3 protein-coding genes are annotated in these 22,922 nt (G+C 60.2%); 1 reads left to right on the top strand and 2 read right to left on the bottom strand.

The genetic code is table 11. The features are described 5' to 3' along the window. Together rcsD and ACMGGP_RS11830 are read right to left on the bottom strand one after the other, a co-directional pair. On the bottom strand, positions 1–2,658 hold the full coding sequence (gene rcsD, locus ACMGGP_RS11835) for a phosphotransferase RcsD (protein ID WP_010248389.1): 2,658 nt from the start codon (positions 2,656–2,658) through the stop codon (positions 1–3). A gap of 19 nt (positions 2,659–2,677) precedes the next feature. Beyond that, on the bottom strand, positions 2,678–3,832 hold the full coding sequence (locus tag ACMGGP_RS11830) for an MFS transporter (protein WP_022625065.1): 1,155 nt from the start codon (positions 3,830–3,832) through the stop codon (positions 2,678–2,680). Between the two features lie 737 nt (positions 3,833–4,569). Between ACMGGP_RS11830 and ACMGGP_RS11825 the strand changes: the two genes are divergently transcribed. Further along, on the top strand, positions 4,570–22,575 hold the full coding sequence (locus ACMGGP_RS11825; protein WP_498798466.1) for an Ig-like domain-containing protein: 18,006 nt from the start codon (positions 4,570–4,572) through the stop codon (positions 22,573–22,575). Positions 22,576–22,922: the final 347 nt, after the last annotated feature.

Raw genomic sequence — 22,922 nt, 5'->3', positions numbered from 1 at the left:
TTATTGGTTACCTTGCTGCAGCAGTTGATTGACGTAAGCGTCAATATCACTGGTGGTATTTGTAATGTTTGAATCGTCACACGCTTTAATGTGGTGTTCTAACTCTTCACAAAGCTGTTTGCCGGGAGTCAGATTGAGCATGGCAAACACGCCCTTTAGGCGATGCGCTGTCTGAGCAAGCGAGGCGTAGTCCTTTTCCGCCGACTCAGTATACAGCCTCTTCACATCAACCGGTACTGTCTCCGTAAACAGCTGGAAATAGCCGCCGCTCATCAATGGCGTGGCCGCGTCGTCTTCCGTGTCGTTATCCATCACATCATGCGACAGTTGCTTCTCTATCAGTGCCAGCAATGCATCCAGCAGCGCATTACTGAGATTGAAATTGACCCGATACTGCTGGTCGTTCAGTGCATGGTGCCCCAGTTCATCTTCCGCCAGCAGCAGTGCCCAGCCGCTAAGCTTTGATGGATCGTCGGTCACCAGCACATCGTGATCCTGACCGGAAATGCGCTCGTCGGGTGTCAGACAACGCGCTCCCCAGTTTTCCAGATGGCGGCAGACAATTTTATGTACGTCCTCCACGGTGATCTCCACCAGCGCGGTAACGCCATCCAGAATTTTTTCCTCTTCTTCTTCGCGCTTCTGCTCCAGCACCAGCGGCAACTGCATGTTGTAGCGCGTGCCGATATCCGCTTTTGCCACGATATCCAGGCTGCCGCCCATCTGCTTGCAGAGCTGCTTACAGAGGAAGAACGCCATGCCAGAAGCCTGTCCGTAGCGATCCTGACTGGTATCGCCCAGGAACGGGAAGTCGACATTGGCCAGTTCATCTACCGTCAGGCCCGCACCGGTGTCCACCAGCTCGATAATCAATCTATCGGCCTGCTTGTCCGCAGCCTTAACTTCCAGGGTGATTTTCCCCCAGCGGGTGGTGGTCAGGGCGTAGTGCATCAGCGTGGTCAGCACTTTACGCAGGGCGCGACGGTCGCCAAAGCGCGTCTCATCATTAGCCAGGTGATTATTCACCACCAGCGACAGCCCTTTGCGGCGCATCAGCGGCAGGCTTTCCAGTGCGATCTCATCCAGCAGTTCCTGCAGGTTAAAGACGGTCGCATCGGGTGACCAGTCGTGCGCCTCAAGCCGGTTCAGCAGCACGATATCATCCACCAGCCGCGCCAGCCCCTGACTCTCATCGAGCAGGTCCAGCACGGTCTCATCGGCATCACGCTGGCTGAGCTGTACCAGCTGCGTCACCATCTTCTCCAGGGGCTGATTCAGCGCGTGGCCCAGATTGTGCAGCAGCTGCTGTCGCATCTGATGGTTACGATCCAGCACCTGCTGCGCTTTTTGCAGCTTCTTATTCACCAGCAGCTCACGATCCTGGTCACGCATCATAAACAGCTGGGTATGCGGCGAAAGCACGCTGCGGGCGTGGCGAATCTCATACACTTCGTTATTGATGGTGGCCTGCAGCACGCCCTGATGCTGGTCGGACATATTAATGATCTTCTGCAGATTGAGGTGAGGCAAAAGATGTTCAGCAATCTTATTGCTCAACAGGGTGCGGTTGCTGGCAAAGTCATACACCAGCAGGCCGACCGGCAGACTGGCCACAATCTCTTCATTCAATACCCGCAGCGAATCGAGTTCAGCGCTCTGGTTCTCGCTGGGACGCAGCGACTGCTGGCGCAGCAGCACGATACCCGCCAGTGAAAGCAGGAACAGCAGCAGGTTAATCAGCAGCGGCCAGAGCAGATTATGCAGGGTGTCGATAATCAGACGGCCAATCGGCACCTGATAAACCAGCTGCAGCGAGGTGCTGGGCAGGGTGGCCGTAATCTCGATATTGGGATTAACCAGTGAGATGCGGGTATTTTCCACCTCCTGCTGTTCACTGCTGCTGGCAGGCATTGAGCTGTCCTGACGCAGCTGGAAATTTTCCAGCGGCATGTTCTGCGGAACAATATCGTTAACCGGCAGATCAAAGGCGACCACCGTGGCCAGATGGCCTGGCTGGTTAAAGGTGGTACGCAGCGTGAAATAGTGATCGTTCTGGAAGGCGAGGTGGCGCAGCGGTGAGAAACTCTCGCGCTCATCGAGCGCATTCGCCTGCTGCAACATCTCAGCACGACGGCCATCAACCATTGAACTGATGGCACTCTCTTTATAACGCGTCGCCATATCTTTCAGCGGCAGGGTCGAGATCATAATCAGGCTATTGTCCTGACCATTTAAAAAGTACATCGACCAGGTGGGATTTTCTGCGCCCCACAGCGTGTCGAGATAGTTCGACATCCGCATGGTCATATCCAGCGTGCTGCTGTCATGTGAGCCGAAAATCAGCGCTTCCGTTTTACGCCGGGTTTTTTCCAGGTAGTAGACGTCGGGACGCAGTCGCGTCTCCTGCAGGTTACTGCCGGGTGTTGCACCTGCCGCACTTGTAGAAAGGTTTTCATAGATCTGCCAGGTAGCAAAGCGATAGGCATCAATGCGCTTCTGAACGTCACGTGCCAGATCGTCCATGGCATAGCGCTTCCCGGTCAGCCAGGCATTCACCGAGTTATGCACCATAAAGCCCAGCGCCAGCAGGAGCACCAGATTGAAAACCACAAAAAAGCGGGTGACGTTGCCGGAGGTCAGTGGAAACTTATACAACATAGCGTGTCAGGTACCTGAATTATTGCGCAACTTTTCGCGCACTGGCGGCTACCGCTAACAGCAACAGGGCGATCGCTAAAAATGCGCCGCTGAGGCTGATCCATTGCGAAATGAATCCGATTAAAGCCGGACCTGAGAGAATACCCGCATATCCCAGCGTTGTCATGGCAGAAATCGCCAGGTTCGCAGGCATATCCTGTTGATTCCCGGCAGCATTGAACAACATCGGCACCGTGTTAGATAAACCAAAGCCGACCAGCAGGAAAGCCAGCAGGGCGATCTCCGGCCACGGCAGCCAGACGGCCAGACTCATGCCCGCGGCGGCGGTCAGCGCGCCGGTCAGCATCACCGGGTAGCGACCAAAACGCTGGATGATCTTATCGCCGCTAAAACGGCCCAGCGTCATCGCTACGGAAAACACCGCATAGCCCAGTCCGGCCCAGGCGGGTGACATCTCCGGGTTCTGCAGCAGCAGCAGCGCGCCCCAGTCCAGCACGGCCCCTTCCGCCAGGAACAGGATAAAGCAGAGCAGGCCAAGAAACGCGACCCAGCCGCGTGGGATCACCAGCCAGGGTTGATCGGGCTGATGCAGGCGTTCATTCATTAAGACCGGCAGTCGCCACAGCAACAGCAACAACATCACTGCCATTACCACCAGCGTGGCGGCCAGGGGTGAAAAAGACTGGCTCAGCAACAGGCTGACCGTGCCCGCACCCAGAATCCCACCAAGACTAAAGAAGCCATGGAAGCCGGACATCATCGGTTTATCCGCCGCCTGCTCAACCTGAACCGCCTGATAATTCATCGCCACATCCAGCATGCCCAGCCCGGCGCCAAACAGCATCAGCGCAGCCGCCATGACCAGATGAGAGTCAGCCGTGGCCAGTAGCGGCATCATCATCAGCACTAACAGGGTAGAGAAGCACATCACCCGACGGCAGCCAAACCGCGCCACCAGTGTGCCGGTCACCGGCATCGCGGCCAGCGAACCAATACCCAGACAGAGCAGTAACGCGCCCAGTGATGCGCCGCTGAGCTGCAGACGATCGCGGGCAAACGGCACCAGCGGAGCCCAGGCTGACATTCCTAAGCCATTGATCAAAAAGATGGTGCGCGTGCCCCAGTTCAGGCGGCTCTGATGTTTGTTTTGTTGTGCAGCGTCCAGTGCGGTCATAGCTCAGATTCATCAATGGTAAAGCGGAAAAGTGTAGCACTGGCCGTGAGTCAGTGGTCGTTGCGCCTCTTATCAGGAAGGGGATTGCAACATGGCATAAATGACAAAACCGGGAGTTTACCGACTTTTGTCGCGCTGCGAATTTTTTCCAGAACTTTCCTGGCATGACCACCGCCCCGCAGAATGACTTAACTCAAATTTCACTGTCGTTTTTCAACGACTTGCTGCTGAAAAATCGGATCAGGGCCACTGATAAATGATGGCTGAATCGCTTAATGAACAAATTTTTTTTACAGCCCTGATGTTCCGGTAGTGGTGGTTTTTTAACCTTTCCGCATCATTTCCGGAAACAGTCAGCAATAAATTGACATGTAAAAACAAAGGCAAAGCGGATTTTATGAAAGCCTTATTTCAAGTGAGGCTTATGTAATGAAGATTAAAACATAATGAAATCTGTACATTGAAATTGTTTTTTAACACGGCTACGCTAAAACTTAATCTGTCAGAAACGTTACATTTTGCGTGAGTCTGTACAAGTAAAACTAACAATAACACCGTCACTCGCCACTCTGATTAGAGCGTGTGACCAGCTTTGGCTTTGCCGTTTCGACATACACCAGGTTAAGACATCTTCTGATCTTCAGAAGGTGAAACTATGTGTGAACACTGTAAGCATAAAATAATTTTATGTTTATGGATTCAGTATATTAGCTAATCTGGTGGAGTAGAGGTTACAAATGGCAGAACTCACGCAAGGCCGTGTAGACATTATCTCGCGCGAAAACGGCACACTCATCTCGCAGTCCGTCAGCGGTTCGTCACAATCCATTAACCTCACCGAGCCCAGCGTCGTGCGCATCAGCGGCACCCGCGACATGGTGACGCAGTATGAGCGCCAGGGTAACGATCTGGTGCTGCATATGCGCGACGGCAAGACTGTCCGCTATCAGAAATTCTTCCTCGACGACGCCGATGGCCAGCACAGCGAACTGGTGTTCGATGATGGCGTCAACCCACCGGAACACGCGCTCTTTCCGCAGACCGCAGAAGGGGCTGAACTCGCTTCCACGTCGGTCACGCCAACCTATGAATCACTCGACAGCGTAGAGCCGCTGCTGCTGGCAGATAACGCCAACACCTCGATGGGTGTGATAACGGCGGGCGGTCTGGGTGTGCTCGGCTTAGCCGGTCTGGCCGTTGGCGTCGGCGGTGGTGGTGGCGGCGGCGGTGGGGGTAACGGTGGCGGCAATGACGGTGGCACCGATCCTGGAACACCGGTCACGCCGGGGACGCCTGCTATCACGCTCAATGCATTCGCTGGCGATGATGTTCTGGATAACGCGGAAAAAAGCAGCGATCAGGTACTGAGCGGCACCACCAGTAATGTCGAAGCGGGTCAGATTGTCACTGTCACGCTGGGCGGCCAGACCTACAACGCCACCGTCGGTGCTGACGGCAGCTGGAGCGTCACTATTCCTGCTGCCGCGCTGGCGGGACTCGCCGCAGGCACCACCACCATCGACGTCAGCGTCACTAACGCGGCGGGCACGACGACCACCGGCAGCCTGCCCATTACCGTCGCGGCCGCCGATCCCGGCACACCGGCTGCGCCGTCCATTAGCCTGAACCCGTTTGCGGGCGATAACCTGCTGGATAACAGCGAAAAAACCACGCCACAAACGTTGTCCGGCAGCACCAGCAATGTCGAAGCGGGCCAGCAGGTCAGTGTGACATTGGGCGGACAGAGCTATAACGCCACTGTGGGGGCGGATGGCAGCTGGAGCGTCTCAATTCCGGCTGCCGCACTCTCGGCGCTGGCTGCAGGCAGCAGCACCATTTCGGTCAGTGTGACCAGCGCCGCGGGCACGGCGGCTTCCGCCAGCCTGGGTATCCAGGTGCAGGCACCTGACACCACCCCTGGCGTGCCAGCCCTGACGATCGCCCCGTTTACCGGCGACGACGTGCTGAGCAACGCAGAAAAAACCAGCGATCAGACTCTTAGCGGCAGCACCACCAACGTCGAAGCCGGGCAGATCGTCACGGTTACCCTGGGCGGCCAGAGCTACAGCGGCAGCGTGGCAGGCGACGGTAGCTGGAGCATTACCGTGCCTGCTGATGCGCTGACCGCACTGGCATCCGGCACCACCACGGTGACTGCCACCGTTGCTAACCAGGCAGGAACCGCTGCCAGCGGTAGCCTGACCGTAAACGTAGAACCACCACTGACTCAGCCGGGTACGCCCGTTATCACCATCGATCAGTTTGCCGGTGATGACATTCTCAGCAATGCCGAGAAAAGCAGCGATCAGGTACTTAGCGGCACCACCACCAATGTGGAAGCGGGCCAGGTTGTCACCATCACGCTGGGCGATCAGACCTACAGCGCAGTAGTGGATGCGCAGGGCAACTGGAGCGTCACGCTCTCGCCTGCGGCACTGAATGCGCTGGCAGCCGGTTCGGTTGCGATTTCCGCGGTCGTCACCAGCCAGGCTGGCATTGAAGCCAGTGAAAACCGCGCGATCAGCATTGATACGCCGGTCGTTCCGGGCCCGCCATCCGTCACGCTGGATGATTTTGCCGGGGACAACGTGCTGAGTAATGGGGAGAAAGTCACCGATCAGACACTCACCGGCAGCACCAGCAATGTTGAACCCGGTCAGCTGGTAACCGTCACCCTGGGCGGCCAGACTTACAGCGGCAGCGTTGATGCGCAGGGCAACTGGAGCGTTACTTTGCCATCGGCGGCCCTGAGCGCCCTGGCGGCAGGTGAAACGACGCTGACGGTTTCAGTCAGCAATGTGGCCGGTGATACCGTGACCGGCACGCTGCCCATCACCGTGGAAGCGCCTGTCACACTGCCGGGCGAACCCACCGTCACCATTGGTCAGTTTGCCGGGGATGACATCCTCAGCAACGATGAAAAAGGGACGGCCCAGACGCTCTCCGGCTCCACCACCAACATCGAAGCGGGCCAGACGGTGACAGTCACCTTCGGTGGCCAGACTTACCTCGGCACCGTCGATGGCAGTGGTAACTGGAGTGTAATTATTCCGGCAGCCGCGCTGGGTAATCTGCCTGCGGGAGCTAATGCCATCAGCGTCACCGTCAGCAATGCCGATGGCGTGAGCACTACCGAAATCCGCGATATCGCAGTTGAGACGCCAGTAACGGAACCGGGCGTGCCGTCTCTGACCCTGAATGATTTCGCCGGCGACAACCTTCTGAGCAACGACGAAAAAGCGGTCGATCAGCTTGTCAGCGGTAGCACCAGTAATATCGAAACCGGGCAGATCGTGACGGTTACCCTGGGCGGTCAGACCTACAGTGCCAGCGTGCAGGGTGATGGCAGCTGGAGCGTCGCCGTGCCGTCAGCCGCGCTGAATGCGCTGGCAGCAGGCACCACCACACTGACCGTCTCGGTCAGTAATGCAGCGGGCGACACAGTCACTTCAACGCAGCCAGTCACTGTCGAAGCCCCGGTAACGCAGCCGGGTGAAGCCACCGTAACCATCGACGCCTTTGCCGGGGATGACATCCTCAGCAACAGCGAGAAAGCCAGCGATCAGCTGCTGAGCGGCACCACCACTAATATCGGTGAAGGCCAGCAGGTCACTGTCACTCTGAACGGAGAGACTTTTACCGCCACGGTCGGCGCGGATGGCAGCTGGAGCGTGTCGATTCCTGCCAGTTCACTGGCAGCGCTGACAGCCGGTAGCGCAGCCCTGAATGTGACGGTGACAGATCAGTCTGGTACTCAGATCACTGAAACCCGCGACTTCCTGGTGGAGTCCTCGGGCACCGGGCCAGGCACCCCGACGCTAACCCTCAATGCCTTTGCTGACGACAACATCCTGAGCAACGATGAGAAGCTGGAAGCGCAGGCGGTCTCCGGCAGCACCACCAACGTCGAGGCGGGCCAGATTGTCACGGTGACGCTGGGCGGCCAGAACTACAGCGGAACGGTTGGCGCCGACGGCAGCTGGAACATTGCCATTCCGGCCGATGCACTCGGTGCGCTGGCAGCAGGTTCTGCCTCGCTGGTGGTCACGGTCAGCAACGCGGCAGGTACTACCGTCAGCGACACCTTGCCGATCACGGTTGAGCCGCCGGTTACCGGGCCGGGCCAGCCCACTATCACGCTCGATCAGTTCGCCGTAGATGACGTGCTGAGCAACGATGAGAAAACCAGCGATCAGCTGCTGAGCGGCAGCTCAACCAATGTCGAGGCGGGTCAGGTCGTGACCGTTACGCTGGGCGACCAGACTTACAGCGCCACGGTCGGCGCGGATGGCAGCTGGAGCCTGAGCGTCCCGGCCAGCGCGCTGGCGGCACTGACGGCGGGCAACGCGACTATCGCGGCCACAGTCACCAATCAGGCGGGCGTAACAGTCAGCGAAGATCGGGTGATTGCGGTGGAAGCGCCAGCGGAACCGGGTACGCCGACGGTGACGATCGCCCTGTTTGCCGGTGACGATCTGCTGGATAACAGCGAAAAAGCGCTGGACCAGACGCTGTCCGGCAGCACCAGCAACGTGGAGGCGGGCCAGACGGTCACCATTACCCTGGGCGGCCAAAATTACACTGCGCTGGTCAACGCGGATGGCAGCTGGAGCACGCAGATCCCCTCTGCGGCGCTCAGCGCACTGGCGGCGGGCAGCAGCACCATCGCGGTCAGCGTCACAACGGCGGCAGGCGCCTCAGCTACCGACACCCGCGATATTAACGTCGCCCCGGCGGCAGGCGAACCTGGCGTGGTCTCCATTAGTGAACCTGTCAGCCTTGATGGTTTCCTTAACCAGCAGGAGCTGAGCAGCGATCTGATCATCAGCGGCTCTGCGGTAGGCGTTAACCCGGGCCAGGCGGTGCAGGTTAACTTTAATGGCAATAATTACAGCGCGGTAGTGAACAGCAATGGCTTCTGGAGCGTCACTGTTCCGGCAGGCGATCTCACCACTATCACCGACGGCGTAAAACTGATTTCGGTCACCACCACCGACGCCACCGGCGCACTGCTGACCGACTCCGCTCAACTGAATGTAGTCGCAGCCACGCTGCCGCAAATCACGCTGGAGGAGAGCGCAATCACCGATGGCCTTCTCAACCGGGTGGAAGCGGGCAGCGATCTGCTGATCGGCGGCAGCACTGGCAAAGCCGTGCCGGGCCAGCAGGTTGAACTGGAACTTAACGGTAAAACCTACAGCACCACGGTCAATGCAGACGGCAGCTGGAGCCTGGCGCTGCCGGCCGCCGATCTCGCCTTACTGCCACAGGGCGCCAACAGCCTGATCATTACCGCGATTGATGAAGCAGGCAACCGCGTGGATGAGACGCTCAACTTCAGCGTCGACACGCTGCCACCGAATCTGATTGTGGCAGAGGTCGCAGGCGGCGATGGCATTCTCAACAGCAGCGAAGTGGCTGCCGGTCTGCCGGTCAGCGGTTCAGGTGCGTTGCCGGGCGAAGTGGTGTCTGTCTCGCTGAATAACGAGAGTTACAGCGCCACCGTAGATGGGCAGGGCAACTGGACGGTGGATCTGCCGCCAGCGGCGCTGCAGGCCCTGTCAGATGGCAGCAGCTATACGCTGGTAGTTACGCTGACTGATGCCAGCGGTAACACCACCACGCAGACGCAGCCCCTGGCGGTCAGCACGCAGCCTCCGGTTGCAACCGTTACCGCACCGGGCGGTGATGGCGTCCTGACCAACAACGAACTCACTACGCCGCTGCAAATCAGCGGAACCGGCACCCCGGGCGACAGCGTGACGGTGGAATTAAACGGTAAGTCCTACACCGCCATTGTTGACGAAAACAGTAACTGGAGTGCATCCGTCCCGGTGGCCGATCTCGGCACGCTGACCAATCAGACCTATCCGGTGACCGTCACCGTGACCGATCCGGCCGGTAACATCAGCACTCAGAATACGGAACTGCGGGTGGCTACCGCGGTGCCCGCTCTGACGCTCAACGATCTCAGCGATGATGGCGTGATCAACGTCAGCGACGCGCAGCAGCCGCTAATCGTCAGCGGAACCGGCGACGAAGGCGACATCATCCGCGTCACGCTGAATAACGTGGCCTACAGCGCCGTGGTGGCGCAGGGTGGCAGCTGGAGTGTCACCGTTCCGGCATCCGACCTGGTAAATGTGCCCAACGGTACCCAACCGGTATCGGTAGTGGCGACAGACGCCGATGGTAATACCACGCCAGCCAGCAGTTCGCTGATTTTCGCCACCACACCGCCGTTGCTGGAAGTCTCCACGCCGGGCAGTGATGGTTATATCAATATCGCTGAACACACTCAGGATCTCACACTCGACGGACGCGGGGGGGCCCAGGGCGACACCGTCACGGTGAGTTTCAATGGCGAGACCTACACCGCCACCGTGGATACCGATGGCGCGTGGAGTGTTACGGTGCCCGCCGCGATTATCAGCCAACTGGGTGACGCAACCTATCCGGTGGATGTGGTACTCAGCGATGCATATGGTAACAGCAGCACCGTACCGACCAGCGTCACTGTGCTGGCGGCAACGTCGCCGGCGCTGACCATTAATCCCGTGACCGGCGATAATCAGGTCGACAGCGCTGAACAGCTCACCGACATTCTGGTCACCGGTAACGTCACCGGCGTACCGGCAGGTCAGCCGGTATTGCTGACCATCAATGGCCAGTCTTACGATGGCGTAGTACAGGCGAACGGTAGCTGGAGTGTGTCGCTGCCAGCCGGATCGCTGGGCGGTGCAGGCGATAAAACCTTCACCGTGGCGATTACCGATGTGGCCGGTAACCCGGCGCTGCCTGCTGAAGGGCAGTTTAGCGTGGTTACTTCACCCGTACCGTCGCTGTCGATTGCCCCAATCAGTGACGACAATGCGCTGAATGCCCTGGAGGCGCAGAGCGATCTTATCCTCAGCGGCGGTTCAGCGAACCTGCCGGCTAACAGCCCGATCAGCGTAACGCTGGTGACTGGCGGCACCGTCTACACCACCACAACCGATGAAACCGGTGCGTGGACCCTGACCGTGCCGGCTGCCGATCTGGCGACGCTGCCGCAGGGCACGACCAGCGTTACCGTCTCTTCGGGTGATGTGCAGAACAGCCTGCCGCTGCTGGTGGCGACCGCGCCGCTGGCAGACCCGCAAATCAACACGCCATTCACTGACGGCATACTCAATACCGATGAAGCCAGCGCGGCGCAGACGCTGACCGGCACAGTGCTGCCAGGCCAGGCCGTCAGCGTGACCCTGGGCGGTACCAGCTATCCGGCCACTGTAGACGCGAATGGTGAATGGAGCGTGACGATACCCGCAGACAGACTGCAGGCACTTGCGCAGGGCAGCAATCCGATTACCGTGACGGTGAGTGATGAAGCAGGTAACAGCACCAGCATCAGCGAGCCGCTGATTGTTGATACCGGCGTACCGGCGCTGACCGTTAACCCGATTGCTACCGATGGCACGATTAATGAGGCTGAAACCGCCACCGATCTGACCCTCAGCGGCACCGTTACGCCAGGTAGTAGCGTCAGCCTTGCGCTGAATGGCCAGACCTATGACGCAGTGGTTGCCGCCGATGGCAGCTGGACCGCCACCGTGCCTGCTGCGAATCTGCAACAGTTGCCAGATGGCCGTTACGATCTCAACGTGACCGTCACCACCGTGAGTGGCAACGTGGCTACCACGCCATTCCCGGTTACCGTGGATACCACGGCACCAGACTTCAGTATCGCTGCGCCCGCGGGTGATGGCGTGCTGAACATCGCTGAGCAGGCGGCAGGGTTCAGTTTCAGCGGCGCAGGCAGTGAAGGCGACCGCGTCAGCGTGACGCTGAATGGCGTGACCTACACCGGCACCGTTGATGGTGACGGAAACTGGGCGCTGGCTGTTCCGCCAGCGGCGCTTGCCGGTCTGACCAATGGCAGCAGCTATCCGGTGGTGGTCACCGTCACTGACGCAGCCGGTAACAGCAGCAGCCAGAACAGTGCCCTGACGGTTGCGACTACGCCGCCTCCGCTGGTCGTCGCGCCGGTCAGCGGTGATAACGCGCTGAACGTCGGGGAACTGGCAGAGCCGCTGGTGGTGAGTGGCAGTGGTCAGAATGGCGACGTGGTCACGGTCCAGCTCAATGACCAGCTCTACAGCACCACCGTTGGCGTTAACGGCCAGTGGACGCTGCAGATCGCCCCTGAAGCGCTGGCGGCGCTGCCTCCTGGCAGTAATCTGGTGACGGTGACGGAAACCAGTGCTAACGGGAATCAGAGCAGCCAGGTGGTTGATCTGAATGTGGCAACCGCGTCGGACGTGCAGCCTGTACTGACCATCGACAGCAGCACCTTCGCCGGTGACGGCATCGTCACGGCAGCGGAGCAGCTGCAGCCGATAACGGTGCGCGGCAGCAGCACGAATGTCGAACCGGGCCAGCAGGTGATCATCTCCCTGAATGGCATCGAATACAGCGGTGTGGTCGAGGCCAGCGGCAACTGGAGCATTATTCTGCCTGCGGGCGCCCTGGCTGAGCTGGGAGAAGGCAACCAGACGCTGAACGTCAGCGTCATCAACGCCGTCGGTAACACCGCCAGCAGCACGCTTGACTTCAGTGTGGACAACACTCTGCCGTCGATCGCGCTGGCACCCGTCAGTGACGACAACTACCTCAATGCGCAGGAATTGGGTGGCGCCGTCGTGGTCAGCGGCAGCACCAGCGGTCTGCCTGATGGCAGCATTGTTACCGTGCTGGCCAACGGCACCACGGTCAGTACCACCGTGACGGCAGATGGAAGCTGGAGCCTGACCTTACCGGCAGGCACCTTTACCGGATCGGCAGACGGCCCGCAGACCATCACCGCCACCGCCAGCGACGCTAACGGACAGCCGCTGGCGACCAGCGACGCTACCCTGACGGTGATCGCCACTGCATTGCCGGTGGCGACCCCGGGCGTGGCCTTTGATGATGGCATTCTGAACGGAGAGGAAGCCGCTGCCGGTGGTACGATCACCGGTAACACTGGCGTGACCGGCGACGGCCAGACCGTCGTCGTGACGTTGGGCGGCAACAACTACAGCGGCACGGTCGATGCTGCAGGCAACTGGCAGGTCGCCGTTCCGGCCGATGTCTTGTCTGCATTGCCGCAGGGCAATAGTGGCTACACCGTGGTCGTCAGTGATGTGGCGGGCAACAGCAGCCAGGCTGATGGCAACCTGGTGGTGGATACACTGCCTCCGGTGCTGAACTTCATTACGCCATCCGATGGCATCATTAACGCCGCTGAAAGTCAGCAGCCGCTGACGCTGACCGGCAGCAGCGAAGCTAACGCCCTGATTGTGGCCAGCTTCAACGGCACCACCCTGAGCACCACCGCAGACGTCAACGGCGTCTGGTCGCTGGAGCTGCCCGCCACGGTTTACACCGGGCTGGGCAACGGCAGCTATCCGCTGACCGTGACCGCCAGCGATGCGGCAGGAAATGCCACCACCACCAGCCGCGACCTGGCGCTGAAAGTGGAGCCAGGCACACTGCCGACCCTGACGCTGGATGCCTTTGCCGGTAACAACGTGGTCGATGGCGCTGAGCGCCTCACCGATCAACGTCTCTCCGGCACCACCACCAACGTCGAAGCGGGTCAGCTGGTCACCGTCACCGTTGACGGCACAGTCTACAGCGCCGCCGTGCAGGCGAGCGGGGCATGGAGCCTGATCGTGCCAGCCGGTGCGCTGGCCGCGATTAATGATGGCAGCGCCAGTTTTACCGTGGCAGTCAGCGATGTGGCGGGCAACACCTCCACCAGCAATCTCACCTTTGACGTCAACAGCGATGCCTCTGGCCTGGCGATGGATGCCATCAGCGAAGATAACTACCTGAATGCGCAGGAGCTGGGTCAGGCCCTGGTCGTCACCGGTACGTCGGTGAACGTGACAGAGGGCAGCACGGTCACGTTGCTGTTTAACAACATCAGCTACACCGCGCAGGTCTCGGCCAGCGGCCGCTGGACAGTGATCGTTCCGGCTGAGGCACTGACGGCGCTCGCCGATGGGCCTTACACCCTGACGGTCACCGCAACGGACAGCGGTGGGGCGACCCTGAGCAGCGAGGCAGCGCTCAGCGTGCTGGCGACGCTGCCAGCACCGCAGATCGTCTCGGCCTTTGGCGATGGCCTGCTCAACAGCAGCGAGATCGCCACAGCACAAACCCTGAGCGGCACCACCGGCATAACCGGTGACGGCCAGACGGTGAGCGTGCTGCTGAATGGCGCAACCTACAACGGCACCGTCGACGGCAATGGCAACTGGCAGATCAGCGTGCCGGCTTCCGCGCTGGCCGGTCTGCCGGAAGATCTCCTGAACTATACCGTCACAGTCCAGGATGCAGCGGGTAACACCGGCAGCAGCCAGGGCAGCGTGACGGTGGATCTGACGCCACCGACCCTGACACTGAATACGGTTGCGGGCGATAACAGTATCAATATTGCCGAAAGCACCGCGCCGATAGTTCTCAGCGGCAACAGCAATGCCGAAGCCGGACAGCAGGTCACCATTACCCTGAACAACCAGACCTGGACCACCACGGTTGACCAGAACGGCGAGTGGAATCTGACGCTGCCTGCGGGTTCGCTGGCCGGCATTCCGGCCGGGGCGTACATCCTGACCGTGACGGTCAGCGATGCGGCGGGTAACCCGGTAACCGAAACGCGTGAAATCACCGTGGCGACGGCGTCGCTGGCCGTCAGCATAGACACCCCGTTTGGCGATGGTTATCTGAACCTGGCGGAACAGGGGGGCGGCCAGACGCTGACCGGCAGCACCGGTGTAGCGGGCAACGGCCAGACCGTCAGCGTGACGCTGGGCGGGAATGATTATTCCGCTACGGTGGATGCGCAGGGTAACTGGACGCTGACCTTAACAGCAGATCAGGTGCAGACGCTGGGCGAGGGGGTTACTACGCTGGTGGTCAATGCCAGCGATGCCGCCGGTAACAGTGGTTCGCTGACCAGCGCCGTTACGGTCGATCTCACGCCGCCAGTGCTGACCGTCAATGCCATCGGTGGCGACAACATCATCAATTCGGTAGAGGTGCTGGAAGCGGTCGCTATCAGCGGCAGTGCGTCGGTAGCGGATGCCGGACAGACAGTCACCGTCAGCTTCCAGAACGTCGATTACACCACTCAGGTGCTCTCTGACGGCACCTGGGAGGTGACACTGCCAGCCAGCGTCGTGCAGGGACTGGCAGACGGCAACTACACCGTTGCTGTCTCAATGACCGATGCCGCGGGCAACCCGGCCACGGCCACCCAGACTCTGACGCGTGATGCTGACACTCTGAACCTGCCAACCCTGACCATCGGGACCATCAGTGACGATAACTTCCTTAACCAGGCTGAGTCGCTACAGGATCTGAACATCGGCGGCACCAGTAACAACCTGGTGGAAGGCCAGCTGGTGACGGTGACGCTGAATAACATTCAGTACAGCGGCACGGTGGCAGCCGATGGCAGCTGGACGGTGACCGTTCCGGCCGCCGATCTGGGTAATCTGCCGGATGGCGATCAGCTGCTGGTCGTGGTCTCAGCGGATACATCTGGCAATCCGGCCAGCGCCAGCACCAGCCTGGTCGTGCTGGCCAGCGAGCAGGTTCAGCCGACGCTGACCATGAACGTGGTAGCCGGCGATGATGTGATTAACGCCACCGAGGCCACAGCGGATGTTGCGGTCAGCGGCAGCAGCACCCTGCTGGCAGCGGGTACGCTGGTGACGGTGTCGTTTAACGGCACTGACTACAGCACCACGCTCGACGCTGACGGCAACTGGACGGTGAATGTGCCGTCTGCTGCCTTTACCAGCGTGGCTCCGGGCAGCACGCAAATCTTTACCGTGACCGCCACTGATGTCGCAGGCAATCCGGCGACCGCCACTCAGGAGGTTAGTTTCATTACCACACCGCCTGCGCTGACGAATATCACGGTCGATGCGGGAGATACCCTTAACCTGGCGGAGTCGCTGCAGGATCTCACCATCAGCGGCAGCACCACGGGCGCATTGCCGGTGACGGTGACGCTGAATAACGTCAGCTATACCACCACGGCAGATGCCGACGGTAACTGGTCACTTACTATTCCGACCGCTGACCTGCAGCAGCTGGCGGACGGCCCCAATGCGATTACCGTTTCGGTCACCGACGCGGCGGGCAATACCACCACAGACAGCACCACGTCACTGGAGGTCGCGTTTAATACCCTGCCAGCGCTGACGCTGAATACGCCGTTTGGCGATGCGCTGATCAGTGCGGCAGATGCGGAAGGGGCGTTAACGCTGAGTGGTGACAGTACCAATCTGCCGGAAGGCAGTGTGGTGAACATCTCTGTAGGCGGGCAGAACTTCAGCACCACCACGGATGCCAGCGGCAACTGGACGCTGAACCTGGCACCGGGCGCGCTGACGGGCCTGGCCGATGGATTGACACAGGTGGTGGTCAGCGCCGCGGATGGTGCCGGTAATCCGGCGCAGGTTACCGCAGGCGTTGAGATCCTGCAGAGTGATCCTGTTTCAGCCGCCTTCGACACGACACTGTTCGGCGATAACATCATTAATATCAGCGAAGCCGGTTCCGTTCAGCTGGTCACCGGCACCTCCACCGTCGTGCCGGGCCAGACCCTGAGCGTCACGGTAGGCGATGACAATATCCCGCTGTCGGTGACGGTCGATGCCAATGGCAACTGGACTGCCAGCCTGCCCCCAGAGTTCATCGCCAGCCTGGGAACCGGTGAACACACGCTGACCCTGATTACCACCGATCGGGCCGGTAACAGCATTGAAACGACCAAAACGTTCGTCGCTGCGATTACGCCGATTGCTAATCCAACGCTGGATACGCCATTTATTGATGGCCGTATCAATGCTGAGGAGGCCGCCGCAGGCGGATCACTGACCGGTGCGGTAAACATTGATAATGCCACCTCGGTTACGGTAGCCGTTAATGGCACGGTCTATTCCGCTACGCTCAGTGCGGATGGTTCGCGCTGGTCGCTGGATCTGCCGCCTTCTGTATTGCAGTCATTGCCGGATGGCAACTGGCCGGTGAGCGTGACGGTTACCGATGCGAACGGCAACGTCGGCAGCACCAGTGGCACTGTGCTGGTGGCCGTGAATGCGCTGCCGGACGTGACGCTGAACCTGCCGTTTGGAGACGGTGCGCTGAACGCAGCAGAGGCGGCCGGTGAACAGATCCTCAGTGGCACAACCGGCATTACCGGTGCCGGACAGACGGTAACGGTGCTCATCTCCGGCTTTAACAACGGTCAGCCGCTGGCAGCCACGGTGCAGACCGATGGCAGCTGGTCTCTGGCCCTGTCGCCAGCGCAGTTAGCCACCTTCACCAGCGGCACCCACACCATTACCGTGACGGCGACCGATATCGCGGGTAACAGCGACGCGACGGCGCAGAACGTGGTGACAGAGGTGGCGCTGCCTGTGCCGACCTTCAACCCAGGCGCATTTGGCGGCGACAACCTGCTGAACATCAGTGAAGCCGCGGCAGGGGTGACCCTGACCGGCACCACCGGCAGTGTCGGGGCGAACCAGGCTGTCAGCATTACCGTGGATGTCAACGGCAGCCTCTATTCTGGCACGGTGGCAAGCAACGGTAACTGGACTGTTAACATTCCTGCCAACGCCCTGAGTTCACTGGGTGACGGTGCGCAATCACTGACGGTTAACGTCGTGGATGCGGCGGGCAACAGCGCATCGGCGCAGCTGCCGTTCACCGCAGATCTCAGCGCGCCGCAGCCTGCGGTCAATCCGGAATTCCTTGGCAGTTATGTGAATGGCGGCGATGTGGCCGCGGGAGTAACGCTGAGCGGAACCACCGGTGAGGCGGGCGCGAATCAGACTGTGCAGCTTACGCTTGGCGGCACAACCTATTCCGCGACAGTGGATGCCAATGGTAACTGGACGGTGCCACTGACAACGGCGGAGCTTTCACTGCTGCCGGATGCCACCTATCCGGTTACCGTGACAGCAACCGATGCGGCGGGCAACAGCACCACCATTAACAGCTCGCTGGTGCTCGACACCACACCACCGGTGCTTAATGTTGCCGCCTTTACCGGTGACAATGCGCTGAACTACACCGAGAGCATTCAGCCGCAGAGTCTCAGCGGCACCGCAGCGGGAGCCGAGCCGGGATCAGTGGTTTCGATCTCACTGAATGACACGCTGCTTGGCACCGCGATAGTGACAGCCAACGGCAACTGGAGTGTAACGCTGACGCCAGAACAGATGGCCACCTTTGGTCCATCGACGACCCTGGCGCTGGCAGTGACCGATCTGGCAGGCAATACCGCCAACGGCACGGTTGCGCTGACGGTAGATCTTACCCCACCGCCAGGGCCGCTGGTCACGCTGGGCACGGTGTCGGGCGACAACATCATCAGCACTCAGGACGTGGCGGGTGGTGTGGTAGTGAGTGGCACCTCCGCTAACCTCGGTGCGGGTGGGGTAGTGACGGTGTCGATTGGTGATCAGGAGTACGCGACTACGCTGGATGCGTCGGGCAACTGGTCAACGGCGGCATTGCCGGTCAGCGCCTTTGGCAATGCGGACGGCAGCGTCGCCATCACGGTGGATGCTACCGATGGCACTACCCCTGTGACCACCAGCGGTAACGTGCTGATCGACCTTACGCCACCGGCACTGACTCTCAATCCGTTTACCGGTGACAACCAGGTCAATGGCAATGAAAGTGCCACCAGCCAGGCCATCAGTGGCACCGCCGATCTCAGCGAAGTGGGTCGCACGGTGGTGGTGACCTTCAATAATCAGACCTACAACGCCGTGGTGCAGAGCAACGGCACCTGGTCCACAACGGTTCCTGCCAGCGCGATGCAGGCTCTTCCCGATGGCAGCTCGCCGGTGATCACCGCGCAGCTGGCGGATGCGGCTGGTAACGTGACGACGACCACCCAGACGGTGACGGTCGATACCGCCGCGCCGCTGGTCCTGGTCGACGCTTTCCTCGGCGACAACGTGATCAACGCCGCTGACCTGGTGCTAAGCCAGGTGCTGACCGGCAGCGCGCAGGGAGCAGAAGGCCAGACCATCGGTCTCTATCTGGGCGATGCCGCGCCGATCGCCACCGCAACGGTGGGTGCTGACGGACGCTGGAGCATCGATCTCGCGCCGGATGTTCTGTCGAGTCTCACTGACGGTGCGCTGGTGTTTGGCGTGCGGGTCAATGACGGTGCGGGCAACCAGACCGACGCCACGCTGACGGTCAACAAAGTGGTCAACAGTGCCCTGACGCTGGTGGTCGATTCGGTGTTCGGCGACGGCACGCTCAGCGCGCTGGATACTACGGTGGCGCAGACTATCTCCGGGGTTGCGACCTCGGCGGGCGTGGGTGCCACGGTATCGGTGGTGCTGGGCGGCACAACGCTCTCTGCGTCAGTGGGGCAGGATGGTAAATGGGCCATCGTGGTGCCGCCTTCGGTGCTGGGTCTGTTGAGCGATGGCAATCTTGCGCTTGATGTCACCCTGACCGATGCCGCGGGCAACACCCGTACCGTCGGTGAAACCGTCACGGCGATTGTCGATGCGGTGCCGGTGGTTGGCGCGCTCACCGGGCTGTTTGGCGGTGATAACCTGCTGAACATTGCGGAAGCCGCTGCCGGACAGCTTGTCAGTGGCGTGATAGAAAATGCGGCTGTGGGTTCCCAGGTAACGGTCACCTTTGGCAGCAAGAGTTACAGCACGACGGTGCAGGCGGGTGGAGTGTGGAGCGTTAACCTGCCGGGCAGCGATCTGACCTCTCTGCTGGATGGCAATCTGACGCTGGGCGTCAGCGTCAGAGACGTGGCGGGTAACGTTGCCTCCAGCAGCGCATCCATCGGCATCTTTACTCAGACGCCATCAATCTCGCTGACCTCACTGTTTGGTGATGGGGTGCTAAACCTGGCTGATATCGCCACCGGACAGGTGATCAGCGGGGTGGTGAACAACGTCGCGCAGGGCAGTGTGGTGACGCTCTCGGTTGGAAATAGCCAGGTGACCGCCACCGTGGGTGCGGGCGGGGCGTTCAGCGCCACGGTGACGCCAGATATTCTGGGCACGCTGGCGCAGGGCAACCTGACGGTGGGCGCATCGGTAACGGATGCGGCGGGCAATACCGCCAGCACCAGCGCCGGTATCCGGGTCGATACGCTGCTGCCGACCATCACCGTGAATCCGCTGTTTGGCGACGGTCTGCTGAACGTGGCGGATTCGCTGGTCACCCAGGTGATCGGTGGGGTGATTGGCGGCGCGGAAGCGGGATCGCGCGTGGTGGTGTCGGTAGGTTCACAGCAGTTGGTGACGGCGACCGATGCCAATGGCAACTTTAACGTCTCGCTGACGCCAGCGCTGTTGCAGGGGATTGCAGATGGCAATCTGACCGTGGGCATCAGCGTCACCGACAGCGCGGGTAACACCAACAGCACCACGGCCGGGGCACTGGTCGGTATTCACAACCTGCCGAAAGTCACCCTCAGTCCGCTGTTTGGCGACGGCGTGCTGAACCTGGCGGAGTCGCTGGTGACTCAGACCATCAGCGGCACGGTCTCCGGGCTGGCTGCGGGTAGCAGCGTCAGGCTGACGATTGGCAACACTATCGTCGACGCGCAGGTCAACGCGGATGGCAGTTTCTCAACCGCCGTCTCGCCAGCGATTCTGTCAACGCTGCTGAACGGGAACTTCACCGTCAGCGCGGCCGTCACCGATCCGGTCGGAAACGTCAGCAGCACCAGCGCGGGCGTGTCACTGGGACTGTTCCAGCCGACCCTGTCGGTGAATACGGTGTTTGGCGATGGTGTGCTGAGCGCCGCGGATCTGGCCTCTAACCAGACCCTGAGCGGGACGTCCAGCCTCTCTGCCGGTTCAACCGTCAGCGCCACGCTGAATGGCCTGACCTACACCACCAAAGTGGTCAGCGGCGGCAACTGGAGTATTACCGTCCCGAAAGCGGATCTGGTTGCTATCACTGACGGCAGTAAAACCGTCACGGTCACCGGCACCGATGCTTACGGTAACGTGGCAAACAGCAGCGGAACGCTGAGCGTCATCAGTCAGTCGACGCCGGTGGTCGCCATTACCTCGCTGTTTGGTGACAGTGCGCTGAGCGCGGTGGATGTGAAAACGGCGCAGACCATCAGCGGCACCGCCAGCAACGCCGAGGGATCGGTCGTGCGTGTCACGCTGGGTGGTCAGACTTACAGCACGACGGTGAGCAGCAACGGCAACTGGAGTCTCTCTGTTCCGGCGGCTAACCTTGCTGCCATTACTGACGGTCTGCAGACTGTCACCGCCAGCGTAACCAACGGTGCGGGCAGCATTGGCAACACCTCGGCGTCGCTGGGTGTGGTCAGTCACACCACGCCAACGGTCAGCGTCAACAGCTTCTTTGGCGGCGATGGCTACCTCAATATTGCGGAAGCCAACAGTACTGAAACCATCAGAGGAACCAGCACCAACGCGGCGGGCGGCACGGTGACGGTGAACGTGGCGGGCAATATCCTTACCACTACTATTGGTGCGAATGGCGCATGGAGCATCAGCGTGCCGTCAGCGACGCTGAAAGGGATCGCCGATGGCAGCCATCCTCTCACCGTCACGGTGGCGGATATTGGCGGCAACACCGCAACCAGCACCAGCAGCTTTACCGCGCTGTCGCACAATCAGCCGCTGGTCGGGGTCGATCCGGTGCTGAGCATCGTCGGTTCCTTACTGGCGGGTCTGGTGGTGCAGGGGGGATCGCTGAATGCCGCGCAGGGCTCGAAAGTGAACGTTACGCTGCTGCTCTCCAACGGCAACAACGGCCCGACGCTGAACACCACGACCGATGCGCTGGGGCGTTACGCGGTTAACTTCTCACCTTCACTGCTGTCGGTGGGGGGCCTGCTGCTGTCGCTGGGAACGCTGGCGAAAGTCACGATTACCGACGCGGCCGGTAACAGCTACTCGACCACCAATACCCTGTTACTGGGTGCCGTGCTACCGGTGACGCTGGCGGCAAACGAATCGGTTGCGCTGTTCTCGGTGGCGGATGACAGCGCTACTGTCGCCAGCGCGGAGACGCAGCATAACAGCAGCACCAGCAGCGACGAGAGCAGCGCCCATGTGGCAGTGGCTTCCACGCTGATCACCGAAGCGGATACCGTGACACCCGTCGGCAGCAGTGAAAACGCGGCGGCAAATGACGCCGCGGTGGCAGCGGCACCGGCAGAGGAGGCGGGGTACACCATCGGCGGCGTCGTGATTACGCTGGCCGATGGCAGCACCATTGAGGGGGCGACAGTGACCGGCAGCAGCGGGGCGGATATCGTGACGGTCAGTGACCTTAACTTTACCCATATTGATGGCGGCGCAGGCACCGATACCCTGGTGCTGAATGGTGAGCATCTCAGTCTGGATCTCACCGCGCTGGGCCTGAAGGTCGAACACATTGAGGTGCTCGATTTGGGTAAAACCGGAACCAACTCCGTGAAGCTCGATCTCAACGAAGCACTCAATATCACGGATAAACAGAGTGACGATTTGCTGATCAAAGGCGCAGATGGCAGCCAGGTGACACTGGCTAACAGCAACGGCGGAATCTGGGAAGTGACGGGCGAGCGTACCGTTGAGGGCAGAGTCTTTGAGATCTACCACAACTCGGCGCTGACCAGTGATAACACCCTGGGCGATGTGCTGGTGCAGCAGAACCTGCAGGTTCATGTTGTGTAGTGACTGAAAGGTCAGTTCAGTTGATGAACAGAGCGGGTGCGAAAGCACCCGCTTTTTTTGTTTTAGTCACGTGATAATTGCATTTTCCAGATTATCGCCACTATTCATTAGCAGAATGAAAGATTAGGTTAGGCGCAACAAACGGCGTCACGCCGTAAAATCAGCATTCTGACTCTATTTGGCGCTTTTATTAGCGTCCTGTTTATCAATCCTTGTTACCTGCGGGTAACCGGTTTCGACCAGCGGAAACGGGCAGCTTCAGCTGTCCCACTACCATGTCGTCAGACTAAACGATCGGTTTATCCGATGGTTTTTGTCTGCGTTTCTGTTCTGAACTGAGGTTACCT

Source organism: Curtobacterium sp. BNK-1 (assembly GCF_048685235.1).
Taxonomy (GTDB): Bacteria; Pseudomonadota; Gammaproteobacteria; order Enterobacterales; family Enterobacteriaceae; genus Pantoea; species Pantoea agglomerans.
Note: the sequence above shows the minus strand (reverse complement) of the source record. Positions and strands in the feature narration are given on the sequence as shown.

Bases quoted from the DNA above. Each gene is read 5' to 3' on its own strand.
- rcsD (WP_010248389.1), bottom strand. From the start codon at position 2,658: ATGTTGTATAAGTTTCCACTGACCTCCGGCAACGTCACCCGCTTTTTT.
- ACMGGP_RS11830 (WP_022625065.1), bottom strand. From the start codon at position 3,832: ATGACCGCACTGGACGCTGCACAACAAAACAAACATCAGAGCCGCCTG.
- ACMGGP_RS11825 (WP_498798466.1), top strand. From the start codon at position 4,570: ATGGCAGAACTCACGCAAGGCCGTGTAGACATTATCTCGCGCGAAAAC.